The organism is Candidatus Goldiibacteriota bacterium HGW-Goldbacteria-1 (assembly GCA_002839855.1).
GTDB lineage: Bacteria > Oederibacteriota > PGYV01 > PGYV01 > PGYV01 > PGYV01.
In genome coordinates, this window is the sequence record PGYV01000004.1 from 161,115 (window position 1) to 175,002 (window position 13,888).

At 44.5% G+C, this 13,888-nt stretch carries 13 protein-coding genes; 3 read left to right on the plus strand and 10 right to left on the minus strand.

The genetic code is table 11. The annotated features are described in order from the left end of the window. Positions 1 to 12: 12 nt before the first annotated feature. The 3 genes from CVV21_04520 to CVV21_04530 are packed head-to-tail and all read left to right on the plus strand — an operon-like array spanning position 13 to position 2,348. Positions 13 to 945 carry a malate dehydrogenase gene (locus CVV21_04520; GenBank protein ID PKL92015.1) on the plus strand — a complete coding sequence of 311 codons (933 nt, stop codon included), beginning with the start codon at positions 13 to 15 and terminating at the stop codon, positions 943 to 945. An 11-nt stretch (positions 946 to 956) separates the two neighbouring features. After that, a complete protein-coding gene (locus tag CVV21_04525; GenBank protein PKL92016.1) occupies positions 957 to 1,793 on the plus strand; it encodes a fumarate hydratase in 837 nt (278 codons plus the stop codon). A gap of 18 nt (positions 1,794 to 1,811) precedes the next feature. Beyond that, positions 1,812 to 2,348 (plus strand): fumarate hydratase, encoded by a 537-nt coding sequence (locus tag CVV21_04530; GenBank protein PKL92017.1) that lies wholly within the window; start codon positions 1,812 to 1,814, stop codon positions 2,346 to 2,348. 16 nt (positions 2,349 to 2,364) lie between these two features. On the opposite strand, the gene treY is transcribed toward CVV21_04530, so the two are convergent. From treY to tatA, 10 genes are all read right to left on the minus strand, one after another. Beyond that, complete coding sequence (treY, locus tag CVV21_04535) at positions 2,365 to 5,139, minus strand: malto-oligosyltrehalose synthase (GenBank protein PKL92018.1); 2,775 nt, start codon at positions 5,137 to 5,139, stop codon at positions 2,365 to 2,367. After that, positions 5,139 to 7,565 carry a glycoside hydrolase gene (locus CVV21_04540; GenBank protein ID PKL92019.1) on the minus strand — a complete coding sequence of 809 codons (2,427 nt, stop codon included), beginning with the start codon at positions 7,563 to 7,565 and terminating at the stop codon, positions 5,139 to 5,141. Before CVV21_04540 ends, treY begins: the two co-directional genes overlap by 1 nt. Then, the gene (gene treZ, locus CVV21_04545; protein PKL92020.1) at positions 7,562 to 9,310 is read right to left on the minus strand and encodes a malto-oligosyltrehalose trehalohydrolase; all 1,749 of its coding nucleotides are present in this window, start codon (positions 9,308 to 9,310) and stop codon (positions 7,562 to 7,564) included. Before treZ ends, CVV21_04540 begins: the two co-directional genes overlap by 4 nt. 167 nt (positions 9,311 to 9,477) lie before the next feature. Next, positions 9,478 to 9,855: a YkgJ family cysteine cluster protein gene (locus CVV21_04550; GenBank protein ID PKL92021.1), complete on the minus strand. Its 378-nt coding sequence runs from the start codon at positions 9,853 to 9,855 to the stop codon at positions 9,478 to 9,480. Positions 9,856 to 10,043: 188 nt separating this feature from the next. Then, complete coding sequence (locus CVV21_04555; GenBank protein PKL92022.1) at positions 10,044 to 10,262, minus strand: hypothetical protein; 219 nt, start codon at positions 10,260 to 10,262, stop codon at positions 10,044 to 10,046. A 33-nt stretch (positions 10,263 to 10,295) separates the two neighbouring features. Further along, positions 10,296 to 10,484: a hypothetical protein gene (locus CVV21_04560; GenBank protein PKL92023.1), complete on the minus strand. Its 189-nt coding sequence runs from the start codon at positions 10,482 to 10,484 to the stop codon at positions 10,296 to 10,298. A 102-nt stretch (positions 10,485 to 10,586) separates the two neighbouring features. After that, entirely contained in the window at positions 10,587 to 12,062 is a 1,476-nt protein-coding gene (locus CVV21_04565) for a hypothetical protein (GenBank protein PKL92024.1), read from the minus strand. Then, positions 12,059 to 12,976, minus strand: coding sequence for a tat (twin-arginine translocation) pathway signal sequence (locus tag CVV21_04570; GenBank protein PKL92025.1), 918 nt, complete (start codon positions 12,974 to 12,976; stop codon positions 12,059 to 12,061). The genes CVV21_04565 and CVV21_04570 overlap by 4 nt, the downstream gene beginning before the upstream one ends. A 19-nt stretch (positions 12,977 to 12,995) precedes the next feature. Continuing rightward, a complete protein-coding gene (gene tatC / locus CVV21_04575) occupies positions 12,996 to 13,742 on the minus strand; it encodes a twin-arginine translocase subunit TatC (protein ID PKL92026.1) in 747 nt (248 codons plus the stop codon). After that, entirely contained in the window at positions 13,711 to 13,881 is a 171-nt protein-coding gene (gene tatA / locus CVV21_04580; GenBank protein PKL92027.1) for a twin-arginine translocase TatA/TatE family subunit, read from the minus strand. Before tatA ends, tatC begins: the two co-directional genes overlap by 32 nt. Positions 13,882 to 13,888 lie beyond the last annotated feature (7 nt).

Genomic DNA, 13,888 nt, shown 5'->3' on the forward strand with positions numbered 1-13,888 from the left:
AGGTTTATTATCATGAAACCAAAAATAGGAATTGTAGGCGCAGGAAACGTGGGCGCGTCTGTCGCGCACATCTCACTGATGAGAAACCTTGGCGATATTTATCTGCTTGACCTTTACGCGGACCTTGCCAAAGGCAAAGCCATTGATTTAAACCAGAGCAAGTTTTTGCTGGCTTCTGACTGTATGGTGGAAGGCGGCGGGGATTACGCTAAAATCGCGGAATGCGATTACGTGGTGGTAACAGCAGGCCTTGCAAGAAAACCGGGGATGTCCCGCGACGACCTTCTTTTTGCCAACTTTGACATTATAAAAGGCGTGGCAAATGAACTTAAAAAATCAAAAAAGAACCCTGTTGTAATAGTGGTTTCCAACCCCCTTGATGTTATGGCTTATACCCTGCAGAAAGTGACGGGTTTCCCAAAAGAACGCGTAATTGGAATGGCAGGCGTGCTGGATACATACCGCTTTCTTCACTTCATACAGAACGCCACAGGCGCCGCCGCGGATAATATACAGTCAATAATTTTAGGCAGTCATGGAGATACTATGGTTCCCCTTTTATCCCACACATTTGTTAACGGAGAAGCGCTTGAAACTGTCATGCCCGAAGCTGATGCAGCCGCGCTTGCGGATAAGGCAGCCAACGGCGGGGCTGAAATAGTGGCGCTGTTAAAAACCGGAAGCGCGTATTACGCGCCCGCGGCATCCGTGGTTAAAATGCTGGAAGCAATTATTCAGGATAAAAAATCCGTTATCCCCTGTTCCGTGCTTGCGGAAGGTAATTTTGGAATAGACGGAATATACGTGGGATTACCCGCAGTGCTTGGTAAAAACGGCGTTGAAAAAATTGTTGCGCTTAAATTAACAGCGGTGGAAACAGAAAAACTTAAAAAATCCGCGGCAGCCATTAAAGAACAGATTGACAAAATAAACCCGCGTTTTTAAAGGATAATAATTTGAGATTATTGCGTTCGGAAAAGATATCAGAGGCAATTGAACAGCTTGTAATTGATGCCAATTATTTCCTGCCCTATGACATAGTATCAGCGGTAAAAGAAGCCGCCGGGGAAGAAAAAGAAAGAAAAGCCAAAAACGTCCTTTACAAAATCGTGGAAAATTACAAGACCGCCAAAAAAGGCGAATACCCGCTGTGCCAGGATACCGGCATTGTGGTGGTTTTTCTGGAAGTGGGAAACGACGTAAAAATAGAGGGCGACATTTACAAAGCCATAAACCGCGGAGTGGAAGCCGGATATAATAAAGGCTACTTAAGAAAATCCGTGGCTGACCCCCTTACAAGAAAAAACACCGGCACCAATACCCCTTGCGTTGTACACACGGAGATTAAGCCGGGAAATATGCTTAAGATTTCAATTATGACCAAAGGCGCGGGCGCGGAAAACAAATCCGCCGTTAAAATGCTTACCCCCGCCGACGGCGAAGAAGGAATAATTAATTTTGTGCTGGAAACGGTTAAAAAGGCCGGCGCTTCCGCCTGCCCGCCCTATATAATAGGAATAGGTATAGGCGGCAACCTTGAACGCGCGCCGTATCTTGCCAAAAAAGCGCTGCTGCGCGAAATAGGAAGTTCTAATACCAGCAAAGAAGCCGCAGTACTTGAAAAAAAGATACTTAAACTGATAAACAAACTTAACATCGGCCCGCTTGGGTTCGGCGGAATAACCACGGCATTATCGGTAATGGTGGAAACTTTCCCGTGCCACATAGCAAGCCTGCCCGTAGCTGTAAATATTCAGTGCCATTCTTCAAGGCATAAATCAATAACAATATAGCTTTACCCGGAGGACGTTTTGAAAAAGATTACCACCCCGCTTGACGCGGAGACAATAGAGGATTTAACGACCGGCGACGAAGTGCTTATTTCCGGCACCATATACACAATGCGCGACGCGGCCCACGCCCGGATAGCGGAGATGGTGGCAAAAAAGGAAAAACTTCCGCTTGATTTTAAAAATCAGATTATTTATTACTGCGGCCCCACACCGGCACGCGACGGCAATGCCATAGGTTCATGCGGCCCCACCACATCATCGCGCATGGATAAATTCACCCCTATGCTTTTAAACCTTGGCATAAAAGGCATGATAGGAAAAGGCGAACGCGCCACACCGGTAAAAGACGCTATTGCAAAGAATAAAGCAATTTATTTTTCCGCGCTTGGCGGCTTAGGCGCGGAATACGCCAGGTCGGTTGTAAAGTCCGAAGTGGTGGCTTTCGCGGAACTTGGCCCGGAGGCAATTTACAAGCTGGAAGTGGAAGATTTTTACGCAGTGGTTATAGATGACACAAAGGGAAATGACTTATATTCAATGTTCCACTTCAGTTAAGCATAACCGGCCTTTTTTATTCCGATATAACAAGCCCGCACGGAAATACCGCCAGAACATCCCTTAAATATAATTTCCTTCCGTCCGCCTTTACCGTTTTACCGGTTATCGCGCACGTAAAAACCTGCGGCGGATCTTCGGGCAGTATTATGTGAGTATCGCCCCAGACGTGTTCACCCGCGGGCATTTCATCTTCGCGTACCATCATAGAAGTAAACCTTGGCGCCGCAATCACGGCAAGTTTTTTATCCTTATCCCTTGCAAACGTAACAACTTTATCCGCGTGCCTGCCTGCGGTTTTTAAACTTACAAACCCGCCGTTTGTAAATAGCTGTTCTTCTTTGCGCCTTGCGTTAAGCATTTTAAATATTAAGAACTGCTTTACAAGCCCGCTTTTATACTTTGCTAAAATTTCCGCGGTAAAAGAAGGGTCATTTTCCCTTTCTTTTATTATCGCGGCGTTATTTTGAATTACGCCGTAATCCAAAGCCCTTCTGTTGTCCGGATCCACAAAAGCAAATTCCCACAGCTCTGTGCCGCGGTAAAAGTCCGGGACTCCCGGCGCCGCTATTTTTATGCAGGCCTGCGATAAAGAATTTAGCACGCCGTAAAAAGAAACTTTTTTTACAAAAGGCAGAAAATCGTGCAGAAAATCCTTCCCCGTTACAGGGTCTGTTATCTTCATCGCAAAATCAGTTACAGCGTTTTCATAAATTTCATCCGGCTTTATCCATGCTGTGTATACTTTTGCTTCCCTTACCGCTTTTATCACAAAATCCTTAACCCTTTCCCTGAAACCCGGCACTTCTGCTTCATTAAACGGCCATGCTGACAGTAAAGCCTGATACACCATGTATTCATCATTTTTGCTTATCACAGCCGGCCTTACCGCGTAATTGACAGACGCCCATTTTTTAGTTCTTTCCGACCATGCCTTCGGCATTTCCGAAAGCACATTAAGCCTTGCCCTTGAATCTTCCCCCCTTTTTGCGTCATGGGTGGACGTGGCATTCATGGTATGCGGCCAAAGCCTGGCGCGTTCCAGGCAAAAATTATTGAATTCCCTGATACTTATCCCAAATTTGTCAGGGCTGCTTCCCACTTCGTTTAAAGACAGCAGCCTGTTATATATGTATAAAAACGTGTCTTCAAAACCCTTTGCCATAAGCGGCCCTGTCAGCTGCTGAAGTTTCATGACCACTTTTATCCATCCCTGTTTTGCCGGTTCATCCATAAAATCATCAAATTCAAGCAGAAGAAACTTTTTCATGAAATCAAGTTCATACGACAGCCCCGGCGCGTTTCTCTTTGCCGCTTCTATCGTTTCCTTTATATACGCGGTATCCTTGTCTGTTACGTATTCATTATTTACATAAGCCCTGTAAACAGGGAAAAAAGCAAGCACTTCCACAAGGGCTCGCTTTATTCCATACATTGTAATGTCGCTTCCATGCCTGTATTTTGACATTATATCTTTGATAGCAGAGGCCAAATTATCAACATCACCGGCCATTCTTTTTCCTATAATAAGCCTCTTTTTCGCGGTCATAACGCCATAGTAATCAAACTGCGCGCCTGTAAATTTTTCATACGCCTTTGTCATCTCTTTTTCATTTTTCTGCATCACAAAAATACCGTTCACATAATTCATAAAATCATATCCTGTCGTGCCCTGAACTGTCCAGTACGCGGGAAGTTTTTCCGTGCTTTCAAGTATTTTTTCCACAACAATATATGCTTCAGGCGCGGCTTTTTTTAAAATTCTGATGTACGCGGTGGGGTCATACAGCCCGTCAATATGGTCTATCCTTAATCCTGATATAAGCCCTTTGGAAATAAGTTCAAGCACAAGCCTGTGAATGGCGTTAAATACTTCGGGTTCTTCAACCTTTACGGATATAAGCCCGTTTATGTTAAAAAACCTCCTGTAATTTATCTCTTCAGACGCCACTTTCCACAGCGCCAGGCGGAAATACTGTTCTTTTAAAAGCGCGTCCAGCAGGTTAAATGATTCAGGTTTCCCCGGTTCTCCGTTATACAAAGTTACAATCCCGTCAATATATGTTTTTATTTCCCCGCCCGATTCATACAGTTCCCACAAAATGGACTTGACAAAATCTATCTGCTCTTTCCTTTCGGTGACATCATCAATACCTTTCAGGTTCTTAAGCACATACAGCGCGCCGGTAAAACGCATATAGTCGTTATTTTTTCTGCCCAGCTTTTTTTTAAGTTCATCAATACCGCCGGTAAAGAAAGAATAATATGATTTTATGGCTATGGGAAAAGAGTGTTCATAATAACCGGCGGTTAGCCCGTCTTTTGAATATTGAACCTTTATTTTTCCGCTCTCAAGCGCTTCGCCGTATGGTTCTCCAAGAAAAGGCGCCAGCAGCCTGCCGTGCATGCTTTCAAATGAATGGCCCCAGGTAACATCAAAAAAATTTTTATATTTGGAATCTATCCCGCTTTCAAGGACATCCATAAGCATATAATTATCTTTTGTAAATGCCATATGATTGGGCACAATATCCTGAACCCATGACACCCCCTGCGCCGCGCACGCTTTTACGGCTTTTTCAAACCCGGTGATACCGCCTATTTCGCAGCTTATCTTTCCCGGATCCGTGACATCATAACCGTGCGTGGAGCCTTCCGCGGCTTTAAAAACAGGGGAAGCGTAAACATCAGAAAAGCCCATTAAAGACAGGTAGCCGGCAAGTTCCGCGGCCCGTGCCAGCGGAAAATCTTTATTAAACTGAAACCTGTACGTCGCGCGCGGTATATTCATCAGAACACCTTTACCCCAAGAAGTTCCCCGATTGAATTAAAGGCATCAAGCCACTTCATGGCGTCTGCATCGCCGGATGCCGCTTTTTCCGAATACAATCCGTAAAGCCTTTTTCCCATCCTGTAATAAACATTCTGAGCGCGCCAGAAATTAATATCCTTTTTCATATCATTTAAGACTTCAAGGGTCTCTTTTGTTTTTTCCATAAGCTGTGTGCCGTCTGTTTCTTCCAGCGCCATCTCCATTATATCGGCTATTTCGCCGCCCACAACCATTCTCATAATGTTCCTGTCCGGTTCAACCCCCCACTTTTTTATTTCCGTTACAACACGTCCAAGTTCTTCGGGCTGCGGCTCTTTTGTTTCCATCAGCTCTTTCATCCATTCATTTAATACAAATTCCACGGAGGTTAAAAAAGCTTTGGGCACATAAATCCCTTTTTCTTTTATTACCGACATTATCTGGTAATTGGATTCGTAAATCTGTGAATAGAGCGCGGATATGTTGTTCATGATGGGCTGGAATATCTTGTTTAAAATATCGTTCTGCTCCGCCTTAAAAAGGTGCCACAGCGAATAGTTATATTTTTCAAACCTTTCATCAATTGCCCTTACCGAATCCTGAACACTGTTGCTTAAAAACGCTTCTTTTATGCTGCCGTGCATTTCATTAAACGTTTCTTCCGTGGTGTACGGCCTTACCCCTGCAACTATATTGTGGTCCCCCAGATGCAGCACGGCAAAACTTACTTTTTCCTCTTCAAAAGTAATGTCAGATTTCATATACGCGTGGCCTATTGCAAGCCTCTGCCTTCCGGCTTCCAGTTTTTCAAAACTTCCCACATTTACGGAATAGCAATAAACTTTGGGATTTTCACGGTATTCTTCAAAAAGCGACGAAACCGCGAAATGCACGCTTACGCGGAAAAGGTCAATCATGGCGGGTTTTACAAACTTTTCAAACACACGCGCCCCGTCTTTGTACTCGTGGATATTGCTCTTTGCTTTTGCTATTGTGTTTACAAATTCGGGTTCCAGGTCAGGGCCGCCGCACTGCCTTAAAAGCTGTATGGACCTTGCGGCATACTGCATTATCTGTGTTGTCTCTATCCCTGACACTTCGTCAAAAAACCAGCCGCAGCTTGTGTACATTAAAAGCGCGTTGTGCTGAAGTTCAAGCAGCCTTGCAGCCTCTGTCAGTTCTTTTCCTTCAACTTTCCTGCCGGAATGTTCCTGAAGCAGCTTCTGAATTGAATCTTCCCCCGGTTCCAGTATTACCTTTATATAATCATCCCTTAATTTCCACGGCTGTTGCGAATATTTTACGGCTTTTTGTTCATAAAAATCCGCCATTTTATCCCTTGCGCTGTCAAAAGCTTCCCTTAAAGGTTCGCGCCACTTCTGTTCCCATCCATGCTTTGTCCCGGAATTACATCCGCAGTCCGACTTCCATCTTTCCACCCCGTGTATGCAGCTCCACGAGCTGTTGTCATATATTCTGACTTCATGCTGAGGCGGGAATTTTTCCAGATATTCCCCGAAAACAGTTATCTTAGCCAGCTGTTTTGTTTCAATTTCATAAACGCAGTACGCAAGCGCCATATCGCCATGCACCTGATGATGTCCGTAAGTCTCGCCGTCGGTGGCTATGCTTACGATTTCCGGCCCGGTTTCTTCCGCGGAAAAAGCCCCCATAAGCCTGTCCCTTAAAACCTCGCCGCTGCTTAAAAGCCCGCCAAAACCAATGTCCTGCGATATAGGGCCGTCATAAAAAAATATATCAATAAATTTTCCCGAAGGAAGAAAACACCTGTAAGGCCTTTTGGGGTCAACCCTGCCTTCGCTTACGCTTTCCCATTCCGTGCCGTTTATTTCCTTTATTTCAGATGCCTGCCTTGGCGCCAGTATTGTAAACTTAATATTTTCCTGCGCCAGAATTTCAAGGGTTTCCAGGTCAGCCGCGGTTTCAGCAAGCCACATGCCTTCCGGGTACCTTCCAAACCTGTGCTGAAAATCGGCAATACCCCATCTTACCTGTGTTTCTTTATCACGCTTTGACGCAAGCGGCATAATAATATGGTTGTATACCTGGGCAATGGCGGACCCATGCCCGCCAAAATAATTGCGGCTTAAGATATCCGCTTCTATTATGGACCTGTACACATCAGGTTTTTTCTTTTCCATCCAGGATAAAAGCGTAGGCCCAAAATTAAAACTTATTTTAGAGTAGTTATTTACAATATCAACTATTTTTTTGTCCTCATCAAGTATCCTGGAAGCTGCATTTGGGGCGTAGCATTCAGCTGTTATCCTTTCATTCCAGTCATGATAAGGAAAAGCGGAATCCTGAAGTTCTATCTCTCTTAGCCAGGGATTCTCCCTTGGAGGCTGATAAAAATGGCCGTGTACGCATATATATTTGTTCATTTGCCCTCCTTAACATAAAAACCAAAAGATAAAGGTTTTATTGTACCGTCATCTCCGGCCTGTACCGTGTATCCATCCGCCTTAAGTTTATACGCGGCCTCCCCAAAATTAAGCGCAAGTATGCTGTTTTCCCCTTCACATTCGTATTTTATTATAACACAGGAATCTTCTATACTTACCTGCCTGACAGTTTTTTCATCATTAAAACACCGCGTTTTTTTACGTATGTCAATAAGGCGCTTGTATAAATCAAACATCTCCGCGCCCGCGCCATTTTCATGTTTTGAAAAATCAGGGGACGAATTAAGAAACGTGCTTTCAGAATAAGGGTCAGGCGGTTCTTCGCCGTCTTTTAAAAATCCCGCGAATTCTTTTTTGCGGCCTTCCCTTACCCCTTCTATAAGCCCTTTATCCGTATGGCTGATAAAGTATAAAAACGGCTTTGTCTCGCCGTATTCTTCTCCCATAAATAAAAGAGGCACAAAAGGGGAAAGCAGGCACGCGGCAGCCGCCAGCTTTGCTTTTTTTCCGCCGCACATTGAAATCAGCCTGTCGCCTTGTGCCCTGTTTCCAATCTGGTCGTGGTTCTGAATAAATGCCACAAACCTGCCCGGGTCTATGCCGCGCGCGGAAGTGCCGTGAACTTTTTTTCTGAAAGCTGAATATTGGCCGTCATAAACAAAAACACTTTCCACCGCTTTTGCCACATCAGCCGCGCCATTAAAATCGCCGTAATAACCGCTGCTTTCACCCGTAAGCGCGCTGTGAACAGCGTGATGAAAGTCATCCGACCACTGCGCGTCAAGGCCGTATCCGCCGCTTTCAATATCCTTTACAAGGCGGCTGTCATTAAGGTCGCTTTCTGCAATTACATATGCTTTTCTCTGTCCCGCCAGGCAGAAATCCAAAACTTTTTCTTTTATCTCCTGCAGTATATGTTTTTTACTGCCGTCAAAAATAGCGTGAACAGCGTCAAGCCTTAACGCGTCCACGTGAAAACTTTCTATCCAGAATACGGCATTCTGAATAAAAAAATCCCTGACACCGGCGCTGTGTTCCCCGTCAAAATTAACCGCGTCCCCCCACGGGGTTTTATACCTGTCTGTAAAATACGGCCCATAACTGCCGGTATAATTTCCTTCCGGCCCAAGATGATTGTATACAACATCCATAATAACCGCGATATTATTTTTATGAAGTTCGTTAATAAGATATTTAAGTTTTTCCGGGCCGCCGTATGTGTCCTGCGGGGCAAAAGGGTATGTACCGTCATATCCCCAGTTGCGCCCTCCCGGAAACTGCGCCACAGGCATTATTTCCAGCGCGTTTACCCCAAGTTTTTTCAGATACGGTATCATTGAAACAGCGGATTCAAAAGTGCCCTGCGGAGTGAAAGTACCTATATGGGCTTCATAGATAATCATTTTTTTTAAGTCCGGCGGAGAAAACCCGTCATCGCTCCAGGGGAATATGTTCTGATCGTATATAATAGAAGGGCCGTGAACGCCCTGTTTCTGCCAGAAAGACGCAGGGTCCGGCCTTTTGTCCCTGCCGTCAATAAGGTACATGTATTCCATTCCAACGGTTACATCCGGCACCATTGTCCTGAAATAGCCGTCCTTATCCTTTTCCATATACAAAATGGGCCGCGGATATCCCTTTATCACAAGTTCTATTCGTTCTTTAAGCGGAGCCCATACACAAAACTCACAGGCGCCGCCCTTAAAAAAGGCGCCGTGTTTCATCTTTCCCCCTTTTTTAACTGATAAATAATTTTATCACACATGTACTGTTTATTAACAAAAAAAAATGCTTTTTTAAAAAGAAAAACCGCGGGCTGCCGCGGCCGGGAAAGATTCACTTTTTTTCATTCGGTTTATACTTTAGGGTTTTCATCGGTTAAAAAAACTTATTACTTAATAATAATTTCGCCCATTTCCCTGCACCCTTTACAATAACTTTTAGCGTATTCCCATTCGTCATTATCGCCGGTTATCATATCCCAATAGGGAAAAGAACTGCACTGAACAGGCCTTGCCTTATATATTTCGCATCTGCCGTTCTTTAAGAAAGTGCAGGAACTGTTGACCCCCGCGGGCAGCACCCTGCCAATCTGATGCACCCACCGCACGTATTTATCCCTGAACTGCTTTTCTGTCATTTTAAGGTGCCGGCTGATATTTTTAATGTCAGTAATTGTAACGTGAATATACCCTTCCACCTTGCAGCAGTCCCCGCACGCCTGACATTTAAAACTTTTATTGAATTTTCTTCTTTTATTCTTCTTCATAATATAAAAATCCTCCTTAATAATATTAACCACATTATCACAAGGAGGATTTAAAAGTATAGTTGTTTTTATTTTTTAACGCGTAAGGCCTGTCACATTGCGCCCGGATTCTTTAAAAAAAAAGGCGCACCATTCTGCGCCTTTACATTTATTATAAACACTGCCGGCAAATTAAACCGGCCTCGTAATTATCCCATCATTATATTTATTAAATTGTCCCATTTATTGTGCAGGGCGTCCATGTCCGATAACCTGTAGAAATCCCTGTTGTACAGGTGGTGTAGGCGGACTTTTGTCTTTTCCCTTAAATTATTCTCATGCGTTGCCTGTTTCTGCCTTATTACCGCGATAATGGCTTCCGCCGTTACCCCGCATATCTTTTTCCCTGAAAAATCCATAATCGTCATATCAGCACCTTCTTCCTGCGTTATGCCTGTCTTTTATTTCCTGTCCACTTTTTTCATTTTATCCATTGCATCCCTTATATATTCCAGCCCGTATTTCCATTTCTGCTGAAACATATTTAAGCCGGTTAACCGTTCTTCAAGATTTTCCATTCTCTCGTCGCTTATTGATTTAGGGTTATCTTTTTCTTTTCTTATTTCCGCCTGCGTTTTGTAATATCCCATATCCTTCACCTCCTGTTTCAGCTCTTCTTACATACCAATTATACCCTTTATATACAGCAATAGCAAATAAGGGGCGGTACAGCAGCAAAACCGCGGGTTGAATTAGAAAGGAAAATCGCCGCCCGAGGATGGTTTTTCATTTTTTATGGGGGTTAACTTCCATTCTCCCGGCCTGCTTGCTTTTACAGGGTCGCCGGCTTTGCCCTGCTTTTTCAATCCGTCAACAAAAATGGCTTTATGAGGGACAGCCGGGCATACATATTCGCATGCCCCGCACCCTATGCAGATATCCGGCAGAATTTCCGGCGCGGCAATGCCGTTATTCAGCACGGAATATACCGCCTTTGTAGGGCAGTGTTCTGTGCATACCGTGCAGGGTTTGTGGTCACTCCACGAGATGCAGTTTTCTTTTATAAGATGTACCCTGCCAAGCTGAACCGACTTTTTTTCTTTTATTAAAACCTGTTCAAGGGCGCCTGTCGGGCAGACTTTTGTACATTCATTGCAGCTGTACAGGCAGTATGAAGCGGAATAATTCATAACCGGCTGCATTAATTTTAACGCGCCAAAATCCGCCACATTTGCCGCTATCACCTTCTGCGGGCACGCGGATACGCAGGCGTGGCACGCGGTGCAATGGCTGTTATAATGATGAATGGAACCGGCGCCGGGAGGCAATACAGGCAGGCTCTTTTTTACGGGAATTACGGATTTAAAAGCAAAAAGGTCTTTACTAAAAAACGTAAGCCCTGCCGCAGCAACCGTAAAAAACGCCAGTTTTTTTATTGTTTTTCTTTTGGCATTATCCTTTTTTATAACAGATACTTTTTCATAACCTATGGCATCATCTTTACACGCGCTTATACAGTTAAAACACCCCACACACCTTTCAAAATCCACTTTTAAATTTTTATGGTCAATACATCCGGCTTTGCACGCGGCTTCGCACCTGTTGCAATGCGTGCAGTTATTTTCGTTAATTTTTATCTTATAAACAGATTTTTTAGCGATAAGCGCAAGCACCGCACCCGCAGGGCACAGCGTATTGCAGAAAAGCCTGCCTTTAATAAATGCGGCAGCCGCCATAAACAATACAAAAAAAACTGAATACCAGAAAACTCCCGCAGACACGGCAGAGCGAGACAAAAACGAAGCCGCGCTTCTTGACGCGGCGCTGTAAGGCTCCAGAACCGACATTATTGATATAAAACCCGCCGCATAGGCCAGAACCGCGGCCGCCAGTATTACAAGGTGAAAACCAAAGTAACTTTTTGAATACTTAAATTTATTTTTCGGGCTAATTTTATACCTTAAAAATATAAAAAAATCCTGAAAAATTCCAAGCGGGCAGACAGCCGAACAATATACCCTTCCAAAAAACAAAGCCGCTAAAACGGAAACAAACACAGCCGCAAAAGAGGCAATGGTAATTCCTCCGACGCTCTTTAAAAGCGCGGGCATAAACTGGCTTTTGGGCACAAACTGAAGCAGCGCGTTATATTCGTGCACGGCGCCGGAAAAAAACACAACAAAAAGCGCGCCGTAAATAAGCGAAATTATTATTCTTGCAGGTTTCAAAGGGTTATCCTTCTTATGTTTATTGAATCAAGGTTCATAGTGCCTATACCCTTGCCATCGGCAAGCTTTATATATTCAATATCCGAAGGGTCCGCCCCTGCTATCTTTGCGGATGCCGCGTCAGCTGCCACCATATCTTTTGACATTATAAGGGTTTTCATCAAAACGACGTCTTCCTTGGAAATACCTCTTGGCCCGTTGGCTTTCATTACCCTGTAACAGTCCACAATATTCAAATCGGGTTTTCTGTACGCCGCAAAATCCGCTATGCACTGATGAAGCCCCGTGGCGTGCCAGCTCCAGCGGTTCCACACTATTCCCATAAGATTTTTCATTGCAATGGTAAGCCCCGAAGATCCGTGATTTTTTAACACCGGCACGTTTATAAAAACGTCGCTTTCAACCGCAAGCTTGTGCACTTTTGTTTCTTTAAGGGTTTTACCCCCCGGCACTTTTACATCAATATAATCCGCCTCTGACGCGGCTGACACCACAAGCGCGCCCGCTTTTTTTGCCGCGTCTTCAATGCCGCTTGTCTTATATGTTTTTTTCCAGTTATCGCACGTGTGGTCAAACACATACACTTTTTTAGCGCCGGCATCAACACAGCTTTTTACCACCGCTTCCACAAGCTGCGGATTGGTATTGCCGCCAAGTTCAGGCGTTACATCCCAGCCGATATTGGGTTTAACAACCACCGTCTGCCCCCTGCGGACAAACTGCGAAATGCCGCCCATTGCAGCCAGGGCGGCGGCGTACATTTTAGCCGGGGTTGAATTTTTTACCGCCACAAGATACGGCGGTGTTTTGCCTTCAGCTGCGGCACCGAATAGTTTTGACGCGGGAAGCATTGTATACGCGCCCGCGGCTGCAGCGGCCTGAATTGATTTTTTTATGAATTCGCGCCTGTTCATTTTTTTCACCCCTGAATATTTAATTTTTTAAAGCCCTGCCCGTAAGCAGCGAGATTTCAAACAGCAGATATAGCGGCACTGCAACAAGCATCTGCGATATCACGTCCGGCGGGGAAAAAACCGCCGCTATGATAAATATGGCAATTATTATGTATGCCCTTGCCTTTGACACGGTTTCATATTTAAGTATACCCGTTTTCATAAGCAGAAGCATAACAAGCGGCAGAAGAAAAACCGCTCCGGTTACCATAATTACCGATGATAAAAAACCAAAATAATCCGTCATCCCCCACACAGGCTGTATATTATCCTGCCCTGCAAACCCCGCAAAAAAAGAAAACGCCGCCGGAAGCATAACTTTATACGCAAAAAAAGCCCCGCCGTAAAAAACCGCGGGCGCGGCAATAAGCCCCCACGCGAAAAAACTTCTCTCTTTGCTGTCAAGCGCCGGTTTCACAAACCCCCACAACTGGATTAAAAAGAACGGCACCAGGAAAAACAAGGCTGTTACCGCGGATACTTTAAGGTACGTTGTAAATTTCTCGTACACCCTGAAATAATAAAGTTTTTCCGCCGCGCCGGCAATAGGGCGCTGAAGAAATTCCATTATCGCTCCGCAGTAAAAAAAAGATATAAAAAAAGCGGCTATAAAAAAAGCAATAACCGCTATTATCCTGAAACGCAGCTCTTCAAGGTGTAAAACAAAATCCGGCAGCTTCTCAGCCGCCGGTTTCTTATTTATCTTTTTTTTCGCCGCTTTCTTCATCTTTAATGTCCTTAACGCCTTTTTTAAATTCGGTCACGGCCTTTCCCATTGACTTTCCAATTTCCGGCAGCTTTTTCGCGCCAAAAATAACAAGCACGACAAGCAGTATTACAATTATTTCCCCGAATCCGATATTCAAAGCACAC